The following is a 20,656-nucleotide window of genomic DNA, read 5'->3' on the forward strand; positions in this document are numbered from 1 at the left end:
ATATGAACCGTACGCTAACGCGTCAGCGGCTGATGGACGTACCACCCGCATCCCCGTAGCCGAAGTCGCCAGACTTTGGACCGTCTGCCGTCTCGATCCAAACTCTGGCGAGATCAACTACGCTAGAAAGCAAACCTGAACGAGCCCCCGGGTCCGTCTTGACGCTTCGTGCGGCCGCTTGCTACAGACCCGCACAGCGTTATGAGCAAACCATTCTCTCCTTGCGGCTGGCACTGGTGTGCGGCGTTGGCCCTTTGCGTCATCGCCGGCGGGTGCCGTACGGACGCACCGCTGCACGTTTGGCGGCCGGCACAGCTGCGCTCGGCCGTGGGCCAACAGGTCCTGGTCGCTCCGCTGGCCGGACCCAGCGAGCCGGCTCGAGACGTGCTGGCCGCGATGCAGGCGGCGACGCCGCGGGACGGTGGCCGGCAGGTGACCCTGCGTACCGCCGAGCAACTGCGGGCTTCGGCCCACGGTACGGTGCGACTGGCCTCGGCCAGCGAGACCGTCGAGTCCGAACAGCTCAGCGATCTGACCTTGCTTTCCCTCGCGCGGCAAGCCGGCGTGGATTGGCTATTGATGGGCGAGGTGTTGAGCCGCCGCCAGGAATCCCGGTCCCAGCAGATCCCGACCTGGCTGATTCCCGACCACACCGAGGCGTCTGGCTCGGAGGCCGCCGGTGACGAGAACACTTCCTCCGGCGCTCCTCGCTTGGCCGTCGTCTGGCGGCTGTACGACGTGGGGGCTGCCAAACCGGTGGCCGATCAATCGGTCGTGGTCGACGCGGCCAGTCTGGCCGACTCCAACGCCGGCTTCACGTTGGCCCAAGCAGCCGGCCGCGAGGCTTGGCGGTTGCTCACGCCCTCGGTGGCTCGCGAGACCGTTTCCTTGGCGCAGCCCTGGGGACGCTGGGGCAGCAAGACCGTGCGGCGGGGCAACGAGCACGCCGAGGCCGGCGCCTGGCCCGAGGCCGAGCGATTGTGGCAGCAGGCCTACCGGCAGCATCCCTCACAGCACGCGGCGGTTCACAACCTGGCGATCGCCGCGGTGGCCGCTCAGGATTTTTCCCGAGCTCGGCAATTCATCCGCCGCGCGTTGGAGCTGCGCGACTGCCAGCTATATCGGCAGAGCGCCGTCTGGATCGAGCTGCAGCAGCGGCGCTACCACCGCGCCTTTGCCCTGCCCGACCCGCCGGAAGGCTGGACGCTGACCCGCGACGGGCGGTAGGCATCCGCGCCGCCTGAGAACCCGCCCTCAGCCGCTATCGACCGCACGCTCGAGCATCACCACGTCCAGCAGGCGGCCGTCTTTCTCGCCGACGTGGTGCATCGTTCCGATGGTTCGAAACCCCATCGCCTCGTGCAATCTTAGACTGCCTTCGTTGCTGGCCTCGACGCGCGACAAGACGACGCGGAGGCCCGCGCCGGAAGCGCGGTCGAGCAGGTGCCGCATGAATCGGCGGCCGAGGCCACGGCGGAGGCACTGCGGACGCAGCCAGATCGAAATTTCCGCCGTGCCGGCGTACGCTTCGTACTGTGACCACGCCGAAAGCGACGCCCAGCCGGCCAGCGTAACGGCGGCGGGCAAGTCGGTGTCCGGTGGCCCGGTGGCCACGACCACGGGGTGGCGGGGATCGGCATGGGACGCGAACCAGCGACGACCGGCCTCCGGGCCCAAAGGAGCCAGGCGGAACGAGGCGACGCTATGCCGAATGTAATGGTTCAGGATCTCCAGTAATTCGGGTAAATCCTCTGGCGTGGCATCACGCAGCGTCCAGTCAACCATGGTCTTCAGCGGGGTTGTCGCAGTGGGCTATAATGTTGGGTCCTGCCATGTCCGACCCTTCCAAGACGAACCCTTCAGATGAGCAGTTTTATGAACCGAGCACGATACTTTACACCGAATCAGGCTTGTAGACGTTGGCGTTTGGCGCTCTTGCCGGTGTTGGCCGGGTGCCTGCTGGCCACGACGCTCTCGGCCGCCGACAGCGACTCGGACACAGTCACGCTGGGCGACGCCGAATTGCTGGCGGGGATTCCCGGCGAAGGGCCGCTGACGATGAAGGAGATCGAGCAGTGGTTGGCGATGCCGGAGATTCACGAGCCGCTGAAGTACGAGTTGCCGCGAGGGTTAAACGCCGCGGCGCAAAACGCTTTCGTCCCCGACAACAACCCGATCACGCGGGCCAAAATCGAACTCGGGCGCCAGCTGTATTTCGATCCGCGGCTCTCGGCCGACGCCTCGGTCAGCTGTGCGACCTGTCACGATCCCAGCGAGGGCTACGCCGCCCACACCCAGTTTGGTGTGGGCATTCGCGATCAGCAAGGCGGTCGTAACTCACCGGTCGCCTACAACCGCATCCTCAGCCGAGAACAGTTCTGGGACGGGCGGGCCGCGACGCTGGAAGACCAGGCCATCGGACCGATCGAAAATCCCATCGAGATGGGGAATAATCACGACGCCTGTGTGGAGTGCTTGGAAGGCATCCCGGGTTACAAGAAACAATTTGAAACGATCTTCGAAGATGGCGTCACGATCCTGAACGTCGGCAAGGCGCTGGCTACGTTTGAACGAGCCATCGTCACCGGACCTGCGCCCTATGACTACTACCTGCCGCTGCAGCGGTTCCGCGAGATCTATGCCGACGACCTGCCCTATTTGGACGAGATTCGCGAAGAGGATCCGGAGTTCGTCAAGGAGTACGAAGATCTGGTTGAGGCCTTCAAGCAGAACTCGATGAGCGAGTCGGCGATCAACGGAATGAAGTTGTTCTTCGGTAAAGCCAACTGTGCGACCTGTCACGCCGGAGCCAACTTCACCGACGAGCAGTACCACAACCTGGGCGTGGGGATGGACGCCCAGCAGCCGGACCTGGGCCGCTATGAAATTACCAAGGCCGAAGCCGATAAGGGGGCGTTCAAGACACCCACGCTGCGGAACGTCGCCTCGTCGCCTCCCTACATGCACGACGGATCCCAGCAGACGCTCGAAGAGGTCATGCACTGGTACAACAAGGGCGGGCACCCCAACCCGTGGCTGAGCGACAAGATGAAGAAGTTGAATCTTACCGATTCGGAACTGGCCGACGTGGTGGCGTTCATGAAGGAAGGCCTGACCGGATCGTTTCCCGAGGTTCAGACTGGCCGCCTGCCCGAGTAGCCGCCTGCCCGAGTAGCCGCCTGCCCGAGTAGCCGCGTGGCAGCGGCCCGGCGGTAGGGCATCCGCGGCCCGGTCGCGCTTGCCCAGTCCGATTGATTGGAATTGGATCGAAGTTAATGCTGCGACCGGTGTGCGCACCGGTCGCTTTTTTTGCGCCCTGCGGCTAACAATACAACCCACTTTCCAATTAGAATTTGGGCCTTTGCCCCGTTTCCGGCATGACGCGGAGACGGTCGCTGGCGACTCTCCCCCCTTCCCCACCAGTTGACCCGATAGGAAGACCCTATGGCTGCTTCTCAAGATCCTCCTGCCGATCCCGATAACGTCCAGCCCGGATTGACGGGTTCCGATGGCCAAGGCGGTAGCAAGGTGATCGCCCTGCTGTCGATCATGATGTTCTTGCAGTTCTTTGCTTGGGGTTCTTGGTTTGCCACGCTCAGTGCCGCCATGGACGTCAAACTGTTGGGCGCCTTCATCGGTGGTGCCTATGCGGCCGCACCGATCGCGGCGATCATTGCGCCGCTATTCCTGGGCTTGGTCGCCGACCGCTTCTTCGCCTCGGAAAAAGTCATGGGCGTGCTGATGCTGGTGGGCGGATTGATCATGCTGGCCATTCCCGCCGTGGCGACCGGCGCGGCAGAGTTTGCCGCGGAATCCGCCGATCAGCTGCGTGGCGCCAATGGGGTGCTGGACGCCGATGCGTTTCTTGCGCAACAGTCCAGCGAAAACACACAGGGCCGACTGTTGGTCTGGATGATCCTTGCGCACTTGCTGTGCTATATGCCGACGCTGGGGCTGGGCAATACCATTGCTTTCACCCATATCCCGCACCAGGACCAGTTTCCCAAGATCCGCGTCTGGGGCACGATCGGCTGGATCGCGGCAGGGCTGATGCTCGGGGCGGCCGGTTGGTCGGCCACCTACAACATCTTCTGGATGGGGGCGATCAGCTCGATCGCCCTGGGACTGTTCTGTTTCGTGTTGCCGCATACGCCGCCGCCACTGCGGGGAACACGCATCGATATGCGTAGTTTGTTGATGGTCGACGCATTCAAATTGTTGACCGATCGCAACTTTTTTGTCTTCGCCGTGTGCTCCACGCTGATCTGCATCCCGTTGGCGTTCTACTACGGCATGACCGCTTCGTTCCTGACCCAGACCGGGTTTGCCGAAGCCGGGGCGACGATGACCATCGGACAGATGTCCGAGATCTTCTTCATGCTGTTGATCCCGTTCTTCTTCCGCCGGTTGGGCGTGAAAGTGATGATCATGGTGGGCATGGCGTGCTGGGTCCTCCGGTACCTGTTGTTCGCCTACGGAGCGCCCAGCCAAGTGACCTGGATGCTGTTGTTGGCTGTCGCCCTGCACGGGATCTGCTACGACTTCTTCTTCGTCACCGGGTTTATGTACACCGACCAGAAAGCCCCCAAGGCGATCCGCGGTCAGGCCCAGTCGTTGTTGGTCTTTCTGACCCAGGGCGTGGGAATGTTCGTCGGGTACCACATCATGGGCGGCGGCACCTTTTTCGGACTGCCGCTGACGATCGGTCCCTATGGCGAGCAGGTGACCAAGGCGCCGCAGTACGTCGAGTCGTTGACGGCGGCCCGCGGGGAATCGGCCTCGACCAGTTTCTTCGAGTCCTTCACGCAGATGTTCTCACGCAGCCTGCCCGAAGGAATCGATCAAGGATTGTTGGCCGAAACCATGGCCCAGTGGAAGGATTTCTGGCTCTCGCCAGCGATCATGGCCGCCGCGATCCTGGTGCTGTTCACGCTGACGTTCTGGGACCGCACCAAGACGGCCCCGCGGGAAAAGGCTTAGGCACCGCGCGTCCGCTGCTCCTCGCCCGGTCGTTGGAGTCTAGCCTTTAGGCGATTTTGGTTTGTGCTCTCGGCTGGGAAAGCCGAGCTACTATGGCTACGCGGCTTGGCGGGTGGGCTCGGCTGTGGCGGCTGGCTGCACCGGCGGAGCGGCAGCCTGAGGCTGCGGCACGCCCAGCAAACGTCCCAGTCGCGTGCGCCGCACCAGCACCTCGAAGCTGAGCAGGCACCAGGCGGTGGTCAGCGACATCGCCAGGGCCGCTTTGAGAATCGGCGAGGCCTCGGGCAGCAGCAGTTTGAGGTCGGTGTGAATCAAACCGATCAACGGATGATGCACCAGGTACATCCAGAACGAAGCCCCCGCCACGTAACGAACGGCGGGAAGACGCACGGTGGCATAGCGGGTCGCCAGACCGATCAGGCCTACGGTCGTCGCCCAGGCCGAAACGGTGGTGGCACAGCCCAACAGCAGCCGCACCGTCAGGCTGTTGTTGTGTTCCAGAAACTGCAGGCCCGCGACGATGGCCGCAACGCCCGTCACCGCCGCGATCCACATCATTCGCCATGCCAGTCGCTGGATCTGACGCAGGCGGTTGTCATAGATCGCCAACCATACGCCTCCGGCAAAGAAGGTTCCGCTGTAGACCCATTTCGATAGGAAGGGCAGGAAGTGGTGTTGGAAACCAAACACGACTTCGGGCACCATGCAGAGCGTGACCGAGCCGGTGACCAACAGCGCCCACAGGCTGGTTCGGCGAAGCAGGTAACGGGCCGATAGCGACCGCCACGTTGTCGGCCAATAACGTCGGCAGAGCGCATAGGCGACGCAGTACAAAAACAGGTACTGCAGAAACCACAGATGACTCAGCCCCCACAGGTGATCGTCGACGCCGGCTGCGAAGTTCAAGCTGCGCATCTTGCGGATGTCGATGTGGCCTTCGACCACCCATCCCAGCAACCAGCTGTACAGGTCCAGCGGCAAAATGACCGCGCCGACGACGACCAGCGGCCCGAGCAAACGGCTGGCCCGGTGCTGGAGAAATCGACGGAAGTCGCGGCGGTCGTACAGGCGGACGGCAAAGTATCCGGCCATCACCAGAAACAGCGGCATGATGAACAGTTCGATCGTCCAGAACGTCAGATCGGCCGCCGTGCTGGCGGTATCGCGCACGGGCCAAACCAGACCCGGCATCGGATGGCGCAGATAGGGCACGCAGGCGTGCAGCAGGATCACGCCCAGGACCGCGCCGGCACGCAGCCACTCAAAGCAACTCAGCCGTTCGGCAGCGCTCGGTGCGGCAGCCGCGCCGTGTGATTCAGGCCGCGATGCTGGATCGGTGGAAGGCGGTGGGAGGAACGCCAGTAGATGGGACATCGGAGAGGATTCCGTTCCTGCGAAGTCGTAAAGCCCGCCGGCAACCATCCGCCCAGGCCGGTCGCGAGGATACTAGCCCAAAACGACCCCGCGGCAAAAGACGGAAAACCTCGCGACAACACCCTCCCGCGCAGCGGGAGGGTGTTGTCGCGGGGTTTCACCGAAAGATTCATGCCGACGTGCTTAGCCGCTCGCATGCATCCGCAAATCACGCTGGAGCCGAGGCTTTAGCCGCCCGCACGCATCCGCCAATCGCCTAAAGGCTAGACTCCAGCGTCCAACCCCTGAGCGGCTTCGGCTACGGGGCGGCTTCGGCTACGGGGCGGCTTCGGCTACGGGGCGGCGGTAACTTCCAGCTCTTTCTGCTGCTCGACCAACTCTTCATCGTTGACGCTGAATCCGAAGGCTTCGATGACCTTCAGGTAGAACAGGTACAGGATCGGGATCATCAGCAGCACGAGGCCGGTCGCCAACATCAGCCCGAACGCCAGGCTGGCAGCCATCGGGATCAGCAGTTGGGCTTGGAACGAGCGTTCGGTCAGCAGCGGCAGCAGGCCCGCGATCGTGGTCATACTGGTCAACATCACCGGGCGGAAGCGGCGATGGCCGGCTTCCAGCAGGGCTTCGCGGCCCGACAGGCCTTCGCGCACCCGAGCGTTGATGAAATCGATCAAAACGATGCTGTCGTTGACCACCACTCCGGCCAACGCCACCAGTCCGAACATGCTGAACAGCGTCAGCGGCAGGCCCAGCACGGCGTGCCCCCAGATCGCGCCGATCATGCCAAAGGGAATGATGGCCAGGATCAGGATCGGCTGGACGTAACTGCGGAACTGCAGGACCAACAGGATGAACATCGCCAGGATGGCGACCCCGAACCCGGCGAACAAACTGCCCACCGATTCCTCACTCTGCTCCCGTTGGCCTTCCCAGCGAACGCTCAGCGCCGGGTACTTCTGGAGCAGCTGGGGGATGAAGTTCGTGCGCAGTTCTTCGACCACCAGGTCCGGCTCGGTCTTCGTTTCGTCCAGGTCCGCCGAGATCGTGATCGCTCGCATCTGGTCGACCCGGTTGATCTCCGAATAGCCACGGATGATGTTCACGTCGGCGATTTCGGTGATCGGTCGCTCGCTGCCGTCGCTGGTCCGCACGCGGACATCCTGGTAATCGGCCAGCGAGCTGCGTTCGTCTTCGGGATAGCGGACCATCAATTTGACTTCGTGGCGTCCTCGCTGCAGCCGCATCACTTCGGCGCCGTAGTAGGCATTGCGGATCGTGGTGCCCAGGTCGTTCTCTGTGACGCCCGTGGCCAACGCCTGGTCCTTGACCTTCAGCTGGAACTCCCACTTGCCGGGCGTGTTGTCGTCGCCGATGTCGTAGACGCCTTCGAAGTCCGCCAGCCGCTGCTTGACCTCTTCGGTGGCGGCTTCCAACTGGTCGGCCGCGACTTCCGGGGCCAACAGTTTGAACTCGATGGGCTTGCCGCCCGGGCCCACGCCGACCGAGCCGTAGGTAATTTTCTCCATCCCGGCAAAATCGCCGGCCTTGGCTCGCCAGCGAGCCAAGATCTCGTCGCTGTGCGTGGTGCGGATGGTCGTGTCGTACAGTTCGACAAAGATTTGGCCAACATGGCTGCCGCCGCCTCCGCTGTCGCCCATCGGTCCCTGGGTGTTGGTGATCGAACCGACCTGTCGATACGTCAGCTGAACCGGTCCCAGCACATCGTCGGGCTCATCCGGATAGATCTCGGCGACCGACAAGCCCTCGCCAGCGGCCCGCTCCGCAGCGATCTCCGCGCTCAATTCGCGAATGGCTTCTTCCATCCGCGTGGTGGCGGCATCCGTCACGGCCGCAGGTGTGCCATCGGGAAACGTGATCGAAGCCTGCAGCAGGTTGTTGTCGGATTTGGGAAACAGAATCCGCGGGACGACGCCGCCGCGGACCATGCCCGCGGTAAAGATACACATCCCCAGCGTCGCGGCGATCGGGACCAGCGGATAGTGCAAACAGAACCGCAGCGTCGGAACATAGATCTCGCGAGCAAACCATTCCATCGCGCGACTCGTTCGCTGGTTCAACCACATCAGAACGAAGCCAAACGGACGCAGCGGATACAGCAGGACGCTCAGGATCCTGAAAAATCCCTCGTGGCGATGAGCCAGGTGACACGGCAGTACGAACATGCTTTCCAGCAGCGAGATAAACAACATGGCGATCACCGCAAAGGGAATCACCGCCATGAACTTGCCCATCACCCCGGAAACGAAGAACATCGGGCTGAACGCGATCACGGTCGTAAAAATCGATGCCGTCACGCTGGGGACCACCTCGCTGGCACCGTCGATCGATGACTGCAAATAATTCTTGCCCATCTGGCGATGCGCATAGATGTTCTCGCCGACCACGATCGCGTCGTCGACGACGATTCCGAGGGCGACCAGAAAGGAGAATAGGCTGAGCATGTTTAGGGTTTGATCGCCCCAGGCCAAAGCGATGCCGGCCCCGAGAATCGAAATCGGGATCCCCAGTGCGACCCACACCGCCAACCGGATCTCCAGGAACAGAGCCAGCACCAAAAACACCAGCGCCAAACCTTGCGCCCCGTTTCGCAGCAGCAGCCGCAGCCGGTCGCGGACGTCCGTACTGGTGTCGCCCCAGATGATCGAGCGATAGCCCGGGGGCAGATCCTTGGTTTCCAGATAGGCTCGCACCTGGTCGGTCATCGCCAACAGGTCTTCGCTCTTGGTGCGATTGACGTTGACGACCATCGCCGGCCGTCCGTTGATTTCGCTGATGTTGGTGGTGTCTTCGAAATCGTCGCGGACGGTTCCCAGGTCATCGACCGTCAGGACCACGCCGTCGCTGCGCGTGATCAGCGGCAGGCGGCGGATCTCGTCGCCGACGCGACCCTTGTTCTTGGCCCGGAACAACACTTCCTGGCCTTCGGCGCGGAGCTGGCCGCCGGGCAGTTCGACGTTGCGGCTGCGCAGCCGCTGGGCGACCTCGTCCAGCGACAAGTCGTATCGGCGGAGCGTGCTTTCGGAGATTTCCACGTCGATCTGGTAGGAGCGGCCGCCCATGACTTCGGCCGCGCTGACCGCATCCAACTGCAGTACGTCGTCGCGGACCTCTTCGGCCACGGCCCGCAGTTGACGCTCGGCCTGTTCGTCCAGCGATTCCGGACCGATGATGCCGATGCGAATCGCCGCGTCGCGAAACGTGATCTGTTGGATCTGCGGGTCTTCCGCCAGATCGGGAAAGTTCGAGATGCGGCTGACCTCGCGGTCGATTTCCGCCAGCACCTTTTGGACATCCTTGACGTCGGCCAATAACTCGATCAATACATAACCCGCACCCTCCTGAGCGATCGAGGTGACTTTCTTGACCCCTTCGAGGCTCCGCACCGGTTCCTCGATCAATTGGCAAACGCCCTGTTCGACATCCTCCGGTGAGGCGCCCGGATAGGGCACCGTGACCATCACAATTTCCAGCTCGAATTCCGGAAACACCTCGCGGCGCATCTGATACAGGCACAGGGCGCCGACCAACATCGACGCCACCATGATGACGTTCATTCCGGGAGAGCTGGCGATCGCCCAGGCGATAATGCGTTTCATAGGGACAACGGGGTGACGGGCGGTGGAATGAAGAGGAGCGTGCGAGCAGTATGTGGGCGAAGAAGAATGTGGGCGAAGAAGAAACCGAATGCCTCGCCCGTCGTTACCGCTGGGCCGTGACGGCATCCGGCGCCGCGTCCGCTTCGGCTTGGTCGACCGGGACGCGGACCGCCACGCTCTGGTCGCTGGTGATCGCGGTCAGCGGCGAGACCACGACCAGATCGCCCGCGACCAATGAACGATCCACGATTTCACAGATCCAGTACTCGTCCTCCGCTGGGTTGGTGAGCCCGGTTGCGGGGCCGGCCGCGCCCGAATCAGGTGGCTGTGGCAGATCCTCGATGACCTCTCCGGGGTGCAGCGCTTCGGCGGTTTCGATCGCGCGGACTTGCGTGACGACTCGCACGCTGCCCGCAACCCAGTTGTGGACGTCGAACTCGGGCGCCCGATCTGCCAGGTCCTCGGCGGCCGATTGTTCCCCGGCGGGTTTGTCGGAGCCGGGTTTGTCGGCCGGGTCGCGATCCTGCGGCCGCGGTTTGTCGGCAACCAACTGGGCTTCGGCAGCGGAACCCGTCTCGGTGGTTTCGGGCTCGGGCTTGGGCTTGGGCTCGAGGACCGCGGGATCGGGGCGAAAGTGCCACACGCGATTGCCGGGCTGCATGGCCAGGGCCGGCACCAGGACCAGAGGCGTTTGCGGATGGATGTGCAGCGTGACGTCCACGAACATGCCACGCAGCAAAGCCGTCGGCCCGCTGGACACGGCTTGGCTGCCATCGGGCTTTCGAAACCGCTTGGGGTTGTCCACCACGATGCGTACCGGAGCCGTCCGCGTCTGTTCGTCCAGCCCGATGCCGTCGTAGCGGATCAGGGTCCCTTGCCACTGATAACTGACGTCCTCGCGGCCCGAGACGCGGTAGCGAATCGTGGCGTCGGTGGCCGGCAACTGGTACCCTTCGCGGGCGGCCAAAGCCAAGGATTCGGTCGACGATGTTTGGGCTGACGCATCGGCTTGATCCAGGACCCAGAACAACTGGTCCATCCGCAGGTTCACCGAAACTTCGACTTTCGACGTGTCCTCGATCGTGATGATCGGGCTGCCGCGCTGGACGAACGAATTCAGCTCGGCATCCTCACGTACGATGACGCCGCTGACCGGCGACCGAATTTCCGTCCGCTGCAGATTCAACTCGGCCGCTTCCAACTGGACTGCCGCCAGTCGCTCGCTGGCTTCCAGCCGGGTCCGCCTTTTGGCCAGCAGTTCCAACTGGTTGCGGGCGGTGACCTGGGCCTGGACCGCTTGCAGGCGAGCTCGGCGGAGCGCGTCGAGTTCCGTCTTGCTGGCGAAACCCGAAGGGAGCTCTTCCAGTCGTTTCAGTTCCTCGGTGCGCAGCTGAAGGTCCTCGCTGGCGACGTCCAACAACCGCTGGGCGTTGGCGACTTCCTGGTCCAGCTCCTGCAGGGCCTGGTACTCCTGCTCGCGGACTCGGGCCAGTCGTTTGACTTCCAGTTGGTAATCCCGGTCGTCGATGCGAAACAGCAATTGGTCGGCTTCGACGTAATTGCCGGCTTCGCAGCTGGGGTCTTTGTAGACGATCGTGCCGGCCACCTCGGTCGCCACCTGCACTTCGCGAAACGGTACCACCACGCCATCGACCGAGAGGTCCAGCCGCCCGCCGACTTCCTCCAGGGATTTGACCCGCTGGACATCCGCACGCGGCAAACGCTGCATGCGTCCGGCCAGCGAAGCGTCTTCGGCCGTGCGCTGCGGGGCGGTGGATTTACCGAACGCCCAGAAAATGCCCCCGGCGACCGCCAGGATGGCCAGCGGGATCACGATGTTGTACAGCCACGCGGCGCCGCTGCGCCGTCGCGATGGACTGTGGGCCGGCGCATAGGGCGAAGCCGTGTCGGTTACCGGCACTGGCGGTGCGGGCGGGGGCGTTTCACTCATGCGTCAAACTCGCAGGGGCTGCGGTCCAGAAGGTCAAAATAAACACCCTGAGTCAGGGCCGCCAAGGTAAAGGCCGTGATGTGTCGGGCCAGCGAGCCGGTATCGAAATGCCGACGACGCTGCTCTGAAGCAACAATAATCTGTAAAACCTCACTGCCAACGCGGTAGTACAGACATTGTCCCACCACGCTGAGGGCCAGCTGGTCCAGCTGATACGGCTCGATCCGCTCCTGTCCCGCCTGCTCCAGCAAGCCTCCGATCGTCGCTTTCAACTGTTCCAGCAGCGGTCGAAAGTACTCCTGCACCATCTCGTGGAAGGCCTCGGTGGGCCGCTGCATTTCCCGCATCATCAGCTGGGCTTCCCAGCCGCTGTCGTCGCCGTCGAGCATCCGCTGCAGCAGCGTCAGGATCTGCCGATACAAGCGATCTTCCAGCGGACCGTTCAACCGGGGCATGGGAAAGGTTTGTTCACGTTGGCTGCGGATCCAGCGGACGATCGCCAGGTACAGGCCCATTTTGTCGCCGAAGTAGTATCCGACGCTGGCAATGTTCACCCCGGCAGCCGCACAGATCTCGCGAACCGTCGCTTTATCGAAACCCCGCTGGGCAAAGATCGGACCGGCCGCTTCCAGGATCCGCTGGCGCGTAGCCTCTTCGTGGGGCGCGGCCGCTTCGTGGGGAACAGGGTCGGACACAGCAGCGGTTGAAACCTCGGGAAACGAAACAGGCACAGGCGGACATCAGGGCCAATTTAAACGTGTGTTTAAAACATCTGTTTAAACCGGCGGGGTGTCAAGCAGAAAAGTCTCGAGTCATGGGCAGTCGGGGACAGTGCACGCCGACGTCGATTCGCTAGCTGAAGGCCCAGGTGATCCCTGTCCCCACCTGCACTGTCCCCGGCCGCTGGTCGGGGACAGTGCTTGCCCACCTTGATTTGCTAGCGGTCCGGCCAGAGAGGCAGTCGGGGACAGTGCATGCCAATGGTGCTTTGCTAGCTGAACGAGCAGCAGTCGGGGACAGGGACGGTCGGGGACAGGACGGTCGGGGACAGTGCAGGTCGACGCTAATTTGCTAGCTACAACCCGGTTTCTCGGTCCCCGCTTGCACTGTCCCCGCCCGCTCGTCTGGCCAGCATCCGGTCGGGGACAGTGCATGTTCGGCATTTATTTGCTAGCTGAAAGCCCGTGCATACGTACGGGGACAGCGACAGTCGGGGACAGTGCACGCCGACGTCGATTTGCTAGCTGAAGGCCCAGGTGATCCCTGCCCCACTTGCACTGTCCCCAGCCGCTGTGAGTTGGGGGGGCATGCACTGTCCCCGGCCGCTTTGTCCCCGGCCGCTTGTTTCCCAAAGACCTCATGCCAAGGCGCACGGCGTTTGCCGGTGCTGGTCTCTGCGGCTGGGCCGGAGCGCGTTCGGGGGCGGGGCCGTTTGCTATCGGCCGCTGGGCCGGGTCAGCCGCATGATGCGGATCGGGTGCTGGGGGTCGTCATCCAGGGCCACCGAGTGCTCCTCGTAGTCCCAGCCGCGGCCCTGGATCCAGTCGCGGAACTCGTTGGCGATCAGACGAAACGGATCGCTCAACAGGACTTCGCCCCCGGCCTGTAGGTGCTGCTGCAGGCATTCGTTCAGCTCGGGCCAGAGCTGGCGCAGGTAGGTGACGTCCGAACCCAAAATCAGCGGAAACGGCGCTTCGGGCAGAACGTCCAAGCCGAACCGCAGCCTTCGCACTCGGCAACGCTCGGCGAGCCGCCAAACCGTCAATTGCACTAATAACAACGGATCGCTGACGCCATCGGTCAGCGTGACGTCGGCTCCGCGAATCGCCGCCGATAAACCCGCCCGGCCCGTGCCGCAGCCGACTTCCAGAACCCGTTGGCCCTCGAGCGAGTAGCGGTCGAGAAAGCGGTCCAGCCCCGCCGAAGCTCGCCAAACCGCCGCCCAGAACGGGTCGATCACCCCCTGTTCGCCAGCGTCCTGGCGTTGGCAAGCGTCGACCAACATGCCGTCGGGATCCGAAGCGGTGGCGATCTTCCAAGGCGTGTCGGCCACCCGGACCGGAGCCCAATGCCAAGAAAATCGCTCGCCGGCTCGCCACGCCAACCGCTGCTGCCGCTTGCTTGAATCCCGCCGCGCCGGCGACGCCGTGCCGGAAGATGGGCCCGAGACACCGAGAGAAGAAAGAACAGCGGTCATGAGCGTTTGCGGAGGTAGCCCGCACTGGTTTGAAAGTAGCGAGTTCGCCGAACCTCGGCCGAGCCGGCCGCGTCCTGCTGGCGGGACTGCAGGTCGCTGAGGTTGGCCTGACAGCGTCGACAGCCGATGCGTTCGATATGAAAACGTACATAAGCGGCCGAGTCGTCGTCCAGCACGCCTAATAAATACTGCCCCAGTTGCTGTCGCTCCGGGCACGACAAACGGTGACGCCGCCAGATCGCACCGATGGTGTGCAGGCCAGCGTCTTCGCGCCCGCGCACCGCGGCCAACCGCCGCAACAATTCCTGGTTGTCGCGGCAGGCGTCTTCGATCGCTGCCATCGTGTCGGCCGGCAGGGATTCGTCCAAAAAGGCCAACAGGTCGGCGTCGCTCCAGTCGCTCATCGGCTCAGCTGCTCGATCCGGTGTGTTGCATATAAACTTCCTCATAGGGCTGGATGACGACGAACCCATCGCCGTTGAACTCCATCTGAATCGATTCCCCGCTGCCGCGACCGAAAAAGGTTTTCAGCGAGACGTCGGTTTTAAATTCCGGCTGCAGGTTCCCCGACCAACAGATCGTGGCATTGGGGTCGGTGCGGACCGGTTGCCCGGGCCGAACCATCAGGGCCAGCGGTTCGAAGTGGCTGGTGATCGCGACCAGGCCAGTGCCTTGCACCAGGACGTTGAACAGGCCGCCGGACATCATAGCGGCCATTTTTCGCATCATCTTGATGTCCCAGCCCAGCGTCGGCTCGAAGGCCAGTAGGTCGTTGCCGTTGACGAAAATCGATTGGTTCTCCAGACGCAGGATCTGGATGGTTTTGCCTTCGTCGGCCAGATACAACCGGCCCTGACCGGTGGCCTTGGTCAGTCTGGCCCCTTCGCCGGTGACGGTCGACTTCAGCAGGTTGCCCAGGCCCCGCTCGAGCATCTTTTCGCGTTCAAACCGGATCTGTCCGGCGTAGGCCACCATCGAACCGGTCTTGGTCCAGACTTCGCCGTTAAGGTTCACCTCCAGCATGCGATCGCTCTCCAGCTGGAAATAGTCCCGCGCCGAAGCGTCTTGCTGGTTCTGGGTGATGAATTCTTCGAGCGTGTAATTGGTCATGGGAGGCAGCACCTGGGAGTAGAAGGGAACCAAGCGTTTTCGACTACATCAGCAGCCCGCTAGGGTAAAGCGGCAGGACGTTTCACCGCCCATTGTGATCGTCCCAGCAAGGGCTGGAAACTACACGTCCAGGGGGCGCGCAAAAACGCCGCGAGTGCGCGAAACTGGACGGCTCGCCGCGGTCCGCCTAATCTGTACCGTTCACCTTCACCGCGGGAGCCCCGGTTCGGTTGCTGTCCCATCCGGCTCGTTTCGGTGAAGCCTCCCCCGCCAAGCCCCCGCCCCTGCGATGCGATTCCGCTTGCTGTCCTTCGGACTGTTGTTGCTGCTGCCCGGTTGGCTGGTCGCCGCCGAGCCCGCGATCGATTTCAATCGCGACATCCGGCCGGTGTTGTCGAATAGATGCCTGCTGTGCCACGGACCGGACGAGACGGGGTTGGAGGCCGGACTGCGGCTGGACGTTCGGGAGATCGCCACCGGTGAATTGGATTCGGGGTATACGGCCATCGTGCCCGGGGACCCTGAATCCAGCGAATTGATGGCGCGCATCACCAGCGACGACACCGGCATGCGGATGCCGCCCGAGGGCCACGGCAAACCGCTCAGCGAAGCCGAGATCGATCGCTTTCGGCGGTGGATCGCCGACGGAGCACCGTTCGCCCCGCACTGGTCCTACGTGCCGCCGGCGCGGCCCGATGTGCCCACCCCGGATGCGCAATGGGCGGATTGGCCGGTCAATCCAGTCGACGCCTTTGTGCTCGAGCGGATGCGCAATCAGGGGCTCGAACCCTCGCCGCCGGCCGATCGCGCCGCACTCGCTCGCCGCGTCTATCTGGACCTGACCGGGCTGCCGCCCACGATCGCCGAAGTGGAGGCGTTCGTCGCCAGCGACGACGCCGGGGCCTACGAACAATTGGTCGACGATCTGCTTCGCCGCCCCGCCTTCGGCGAGCACTGGGCGCGGAAGTGGCTGGATCTGGCTCGCTATGCCGACAGCGCGGGCTACGCCGACGATCGACCTCGCACCATCTGGGCCTATCGCGACTGGGTGATCCGGGCGATCAACGACAATATGCCCTTCGATCAATTCACGCGCGAACAACTGGCCGGTGACCTGCTGGCCGAACCCACCGAACCGCAATTGGTCGCGACCGCTTTTCACCGCAACACGCTGACCAACAGCGAAGGCGGCACGATCGACGAGGAATTCCGCAGCGCCGCGGTCGTGGACCGGGTGAACACGACGATGGCCGTGTGGATGGGAACGACCATGGCGTGCGCGCAGTGCCATACGCACAAGTACGACCCGTTGACGCAAAAGGAATACTTCCAGCTCTACGCGATCTTCAACAATACGGCCGACGCCGACCGCACCGACGAGTCGCCCACGTTGCCGCTGTACACGCCCGCACAGCGAACGCGTCGCGACGAACTGCAGGCCCAGATCGCGGAGCTGCAACGGACGCTCGCTCAGGACACGCCGGCACTTCAGCAACAGCAGGCCAAGTGGGAGACGGCGCTGCGTCGGCCAGTGCCCTGGCAGGTGCTGACGCCCAGCGGTGCCAGACGCCAAAGCGGCCAGCCGATCAGTGCGGCCGACGACGGCGTGATCACGGCAACCGAAGCGACCGAAACCGATCGCTACACCATCGAACTGCCCCTGAACGCCAGCGCCGACGATCCGCTGGCGATCAATGGTTTGCGATTGGAAGTCCTGCCCCAGCCGGAGCTCGGCCGCGGCTCTTCCGGCATCGGCGGCGGCAACTTCGTGCTCACAAGCGTCCGCGCCGAACTGGTTCCGCAAACCGACCAGCCGCTGCCGGCTCGGTACGTCCGCGTCACCAACCTGGGCGAAAATCAACTTCTGTCGCTCGCCGAAGTCCAGGTGTTCGGCGACGGCAACAATATCGCTGTGAAGGGAACGGCGACGCAGCATTCGACGGCCTTTGACGGACCAGCCGAGTATGCCATCGACGGCAACACCGACGGGGAATACACCAACAAGTCGGTCACGCACACCGCCAAAGCCACCGATCCCTGGTGGGAGGTGGATTTGGGCAGCGACCAAGCGATCGAGCAAGTTGTGGTTTGGAACCGGACCGACGGTGACTTGGAAGCGAGACTGAAGAACTACCGCGTCTCGGTCCTCGACGTCGACCGCGACGTCCTCTGGGAACAGACCATTGCCGAAGCGCCGCGACCGTCGCAGGCCCTGGCGATCGACGGCACGCAAACCATCACGCTGGCTTCGGCCGTGGCGGATCACCATCAGGCCGGTTTCGAACCCGGCGATGTATTGACCGGTGCCACCGGCTCGCAGGACGGCTGGGCGATCGGGGCTTCGACTCAGCCGCACGCATTGGTATTGGCGCCCGCGAAAACCATCACGGTCGACGCCCCGGCGACGCTGCGGATCACGATGCAACATCGATCGCCGCACAAGCGACACCTGCTGGGCCGCTTCCGCTGGAGTCACACGGCAAGCGAAATCGCACTGGATCGCGCCTCGCTGCCGGGGTCGTTGCTCGCCGTGCTGGATCAGGACGCGGAGCAGCGCACCGGCGCCGATGCCGCGGAACTGGCGACTTTCTTTCGCCGACATGTGGCGGCGAGCTTGTCCACGGTCCGGCAGCAACTGGCACGGAAACAAAAACAACTCGACGCGATCAAGCCGGCGACATCGGTACCGGTGATGCGCGAGTTAACGGAGAACCGCCGCGAGACGCATCTCCAGCACCGCGGCAGTTACCTGAGTCTGGGCGAAGCGGTCGAGCCGGGCGTGCCGGAAGTGTTTCATGATCCGCCCACGGACCGACCGCTGGACCGTTTGGCGCTGGCCCAGTGGTTGACCGACGGCGACAATCCGCTGACCGCCCGCGTGCTGGCCAACCGCTACTGGGAAACCCTGTTCGGTCGCGGCTTGGTCGTGACCAGCGAAGAATTCGGCTCGCAGGGCGAACTGCCCACGCATCCCGAACTGCTGGACTGGTTGGCCACCGAATTGATCGACGGCGGCTGGGATCGCAAAGCGTTCCTGCGGATGCTGGTCCTGTCGGCCACGTATCGGCAGAGCGCCAAAGTGCCGTCGCCCGATCCGGACCCCGGCAATATCTATTTGGCTCGAGGGCCACGCGTGCGATTGAGCGCGGAGATGGTTCGCGATCAAGCGTTGTTCGCGGCCGGTTTGCTGAGCCCCAAGATGTACGGGCCGCCGGTCAAACCGCCGCAGCCCAGCAGCGGTTTGAAGGCGGCGTTCGGTTCCACCACCGACTGGCAAACCAGCACGGGTGAAGATCGTTATCGCCGTGGTCTGTATACGATGTGGCGACGCAGCAGCCCGTACCCGTCGATGGCCACGTTCGACGCCCCCAATCGCGAAGTCTGCACGGTGCGTCGCAACAGTACGAACACTCCGCTGCAATCCTTGGTCACGATGAACGATCCGGTGTACGTCGAGGCCAGCCAGTCCTTGGCCCGCATGGCTCTGACCGCTTCGGAAGATCTGACCGAACAGTTGACATTGGCTTTCCGCCGCTGCGTGCTGCGAACCCCCGCGGCGGCGGAGCTGGACGCGTTGGCCGCGCTGTATCAGGACTCGCTCGAGCAGTTGCAGGCTGCGCCGGCCGATGCGGTCCGGCTGGCAACCGACCCGCTGGGGCCGTTGCCCGCCGACACGGATCCGGCCACAGCGGCGGCGATGACGGTGGTGGCCAACGTACTGCTGAACCTGGACGAAATGTTTCTCAAACGGTAGTGATCTGATGAATCCTTTGTTGCAACGCGTGCAATTGCAAACGCGTCGTCACTTCCTGGCCGGTTCCGGAATCGGTTTAGGCGCGATGGCTCTATCGACGCTCGGCGGCGGCACGGCTTCGGCGGACCTAGCGATCGACGCCATGCAGCCGCTGGCCGAGCGTCAGCCGCACTTTCCTGCCAAGGCCAAGCGGGTGATCTACCTGCACCTGACCGGCTCGCCGCCGAACCTGGACTGTTACGATTACAAACCGGAACTGGTCCGCCGCGACGGCCAGGATTGCCCCAGCAGTTTTCTGGAAGGCCGCACGTTTGCCTTCACCTCGGGCGTACCGAAGTTGATGGGAACGCCTCGTAAGTTTTCCCAGCACGGTCAAAGCGGCACGTGGCTGAGCGATGCGGTCCCGAACCTGCAGGACCCGGAAGTCGTCGATGAATTGTGTTTCGTGCATTCGGTGCACTCCGACCAGTTCAATCACGCTCCAGCAGAATTATTAATCTATACCGGCTCGCCCCGCTCGGGCCGCCCGTCGCTGGGCGCCTGGGCCACGTACGGGCTGGGCACCGAGAACCAGGACCTGCCGGGGTTTGTGGTCTTGATCAGCAGCGGCGTGCAGCCCAACGGTGGAATCAATTCGTTTGGAAGCGGTTTCCTGCCGTCGGTGTTTCAAGGCGTGCAGTGCCGCAGCAAGGGCGATCCGGTGTTGTACGCTTCCGACCCCGAGGGAATGAACCGCAGCCTGCGCCGGCGTTCGCTGGACGCCCTCAGACAGTTGAACGAGTATCAAGCCAGCCAGCTGGGGCATCCCGAAACCCTGACGCGGATCGCGCAGTACGAGCTGGCCTTTCGCATGCAGGCTTCGGTGCCCGACGTGATGGACATCACCCAGGAAACCCAGACCACGCTGGACGATTACGGCGCCAAGCCCGGCGAGGCCAGCTTTGCCAACAACTGTCTATTGGCCCGGCGCCTGGTCGAAGACGGTGTTCGCTACGTCCAGCTGTTCGACTGGGGCTGGGACTTTCACGGAACCAGCGAAGCGACCGGACTGACCAGCGGATTGACCAACAAATGGGCGGCCACCGACAAACCGATCGCCGCCCTGATCAAGGATCTCAAGCGGCGTGGGCTATTGGACGAGACCCTGGTCGTGTGCGGCGGCGAGTTCGGCCGCACGCCGTTTCGCGAAGGCCGCACCGCCGGCAGCAAAGTGCTGGGCCGCGACCACTACCCCGACTGCTTCACGATGTGGATGGCGGGCGGCGGCGTCAAAGGCGGGCTGAACTACGGACAGACCGACGAGCTGGGTTTCTCAGTCACCGAAAATCCGGTTCACGTGCACGACCTGCAGGCCACGATCATGCACCTGTTGGGCTTCGACCACGAGCGGCTGACCTATCGTTTCCAAGGCCGCGACTTCCGCCTGACCGACGTCCACGGGCATGTCGTTCGCGATCTGTTGGCGTAGGGTTGTTGGTTGTTGGTTGTTGGTTGTTGGTTGTTGGTTGTTGGTTGTTGGTTGTTGGTTGTTGGTTGTTGGTTGTTGGTTGTTGGTTGTTGGTTGTTGGTTGTTGGTTGTTGGTTGTTGGTTGTTAGTTGTTAGTTGTTAGTTGTTAGTTGTTAGTTGTTAGTTGTTAGTTGTTAGTTGTTAGTTGTTAGTTGTTAGTTGTTAG

The 20,656-nt window shown here is 63.2% G+C and carries 13 protein-coding genes; 5 read left to right on the plus strand and 8 right to left on the minus strand.

What is annotated here, in order from left to right:
• Window positions 1-201 precede the first annotated feature (201 nt).
• Entirely contained in the window at window positions 202-1,227 is a 1,026-nt protein-coding gene (locus GE027_RS21045; RefSeq protein WP_153559200.1) for a hypothetical protein, read from the plus strand.
• Window positions 1,228-1,254: 27 nt separating this feature from the next.
• Here the strand turns inward: GE027_RS21045 and GE027_RS21050 are convergent, their stop codons facing one another.
• The gene (locus GE027_RS21050; protein WP_153559201.1) at window positions 1,255-1,785 is read right to left on the minus strand and encodes a GNAT family N-acetyltransferase; all 531 of its coding nucleotides are present in this window, start codon (window positions 1,783-1,785) and stop codon (window positions 1,255-1,257) included.
• Window positions 1,786-1,875: 90 nt separating this feature from the next.
• On the opposite strand from GE027_RS21050, the gene GE027_RS21055 reads away from it, so the two are divergent.
• Together GE027_RS21055 and GE027_RS21060 are read left to right on the plus strand one after the other, a co-directional pair.
• Complete coding sequence (locus tag GE027_RS21055; protein ID WP_153559202.1) at window positions 1,876-3,159, plus strand: cytochrome-c peroxidase; 1,284 nt, start codon at window positions 1,876-1,878, stop codon at window positions 3,157-3,159.
• Between the two features lie 285 nt (window positions 3,160-3,444).
• Window positions 3,445-4,980, plus strand: coding sequence for an MFS transporter (locus GE027_RS21060; RefSeq protein ID WP_153559203.1), 1,536 nt, complete (start codon window positions 3,445-3,447; stop codon window positions 4,978-4,980).
• 96 nt (window positions 4,981-5,076) lie between these two features.
• Here the strand turns inward: GE027_RS21060 and GE027_RS21065 are convergent, their stop codons facing one another.
• The 7 genes from GE027_RS21065 to GE027_RS21095 form a co-directional block, all read right to left on the minus strand.
• A complete protein-coding gene (locus GE027_RS21065; protein ID WP_162006856.1) occupies window positions 5,077-6,354 on the minus strand; it encodes an acyltransferase family protein in 1,278 nt (425 codons plus the stop codon).
• A 332-nt stretch (window positions 6,355-6,686) separates the two neighbouring features.
• Window positions 6,687-9,971: an efflux RND transporter permease subunit gene (locus GE027_RS21070; protein ID WP_153559205.1), complete on the minus strand. Its 3,285-nt coding sequence runs from the start codon at window positions 9,969-9,971 to the stop codon at window positions 6,687-6,689.
• A gap of 103 nt (window positions 9,972-10,074) precedes the next feature.
• Entirely contained in the window at window positions 10,075-11,922 is a 1,848-nt protein-coding gene (locus tag GE027_RS21075) for an efflux RND transporter periplasmic adaptor subunit (RefSeq protein ID WP_153559206.1), read from the minus strand.
• Window positions 11,919-12,617 (minus strand): CerR family C-terminal domain-containing protein, encoded by a 699-nt coding sequence (locus tag GE027_RS21080; RefSeq protein WP_162006857.1) that lies wholly within the window; start codon window positions 12,615-12,617, stop codon window positions 11,919-11,921. Before GE027_RS21080 ends, GE027_RS21075 begins: the two co-directional genes overlap by 4 nt.
• Window positions 12,618-13,357: 740 nt before the next feature.
• A complete protein-coding gene (locus GE027_RS21085) occupies window positions 13,358-14,119 on the minus strand; it encodes a class I SAM-dependent methyltransferase (protein ID WP_153559208.1) in 762 nt (253 codons plus the stop codon).
• Window positions 14,116-14,523, minus strand: coding sequence for a hypothetical protein (locus GE027_RS21090; RefSeq protein ID WP_153559209.1), 408 nt, complete (start codon window positions 14,521-14,523; stop codon window positions 14,116-14,118). Before GE027_RS21090 ends, GE027_RS21085 begins: the two co-directional genes overlap by 4 nt.
• Window positions 14,524-14,527: 4 nt before the next feature.
• A complete protein-coding gene (locus tag GE027_RS21095; RefSeq protein WP_153559210.1) occupies window positions 14,528-15,229 on the minus strand; it encodes an AIM24 family protein in 702 nt (233 codons plus the stop codon).
• A gap of 289 nt (window positions 15,230-15,518) precedes the next feature.
• Between GE027_RS21095 and GE027_RS21100 the strand changes: the two genes are divergently transcribed.
• Window positions 15,519-18,983, plus strand: a complete 3,465-nt coding sequence (locus GE027_RS21100) for a DUF1553 domain-containing protein (RefSeq protein WP_153559211.1) — start codon at window positions 15,519-15,521, stop codon at window positions 18,981-18,983.
• Between the two features lie 7 nt (window positions 18,984-18,990).
• Complete coding sequence (locus GE027_RS21105; RefSeq protein ID WP_153559212.1) at window positions 18,991-20,451, plus strand: DUF1501 domain-containing protein; 1,461 nt, start codon at window positions 18,991-18,993, stop codon at window positions 20,449-20,451.
• Window positions 20,452-20,656 lie beyond the last annotated feature (205 nt).

This window comes from Roseimaritima sediminicola (assembly GCF_009618275.1).
In the GTDB taxonomy this organism is placed as follows: domain Bacteria; phylum Planctomycetota; class Planctomycetia; order Pirellulales; family Pirellulaceae; genus Roseimaritima; species Roseimaritima sediminicola.

Excerpts from the sequence above, each read along its gene's own strand:
- GE027_RS21045 (WP_153559200.1), top strand. The coding sequence starts at position 202 with ATGAGCAAACCATTCTCTCCTTGCGGCTGGCACTGGTGTGCGGCGTTG.
- GE027_RS21050 (WP_153559201.1), bottom strand. The coding sequence starts at position 1,785 with ATGGTTGACTGGACGCTGCGTGATGCCACGCCAGAGGATTTACCCGAA.
- GE027_RS21055 (WP_153559202.1), top strand. The coding sequence starts at position 1,876 with ATGAACCGAGCACGATACTTTACACCGAATCAGGCTTGTAGACGTTGG.
- GE027_RS21060 (WP_153559203.1), top strand. The coding sequence starts at position 3,445 with ATGGCTGCTTCTCAAGATCCTCCTGCCGATCCCGATAACGTCCAGCCC.
- GE027_RS21065 (WP_162006856.1), bottom strand. The coding sequence starts at position 6,354 with ATGTCCCATCTACTGGCGTTCCTCCCACCGCCTTCCACCGATCCAGCA.
- GE027_RS21070 (WP_153559205.1), bottom strand. The coding sequence starts at position 9,971 with ATGAAACGCATTATCGCCTGGGCGATCGCCAGCTCTCCCGGAATGAAC.
- GE027_RS21075 (WP_153559206.1), bottom strand. The coding sequence starts at position 11,922 with ATGAGTGAAACGCCCCCGCCCGCACCGCCAGTGCCGGTAACCGACACG.
- GE027_RS21085 (WP_153559208.1), bottom strand. The coding sequence starts at position 14,119 with ATGACCGCTGTTCTTTCTTCTCTCGGTGTCTCGGGCCCATCTTCCGGC.
- GE027_RS21090 (WP_153559209.1), bottom strand. The coding sequence starts at position 14,523 with ATGAGCGACTGGAGCGACGCCGACCTGTTGGCCTTTTTGGACGAATCC.
- GE027_RS21095 (WP_153559210.1), bottom strand. The coding sequence starts at position 15,229 with ATGACCAATTACACGCTCGAAGAATTCATCACCCAGAACCAGCAAGAC.
- GE027_RS21100 (WP_153559211.1), top strand. The coding sequence starts at position 15,519 with ATGCGATTCCGCTTGCTGTCCTTCGGACTGTTGTTGCTGCTGCCCGGT.
- GE027_RS21105 (WP_153559212.1), top strand. The coding sequence starts at position 18,991 with ATGAATCCTTTGTTGCAACGCGTGCAATTGCAAACGCGTCGTCACTTC.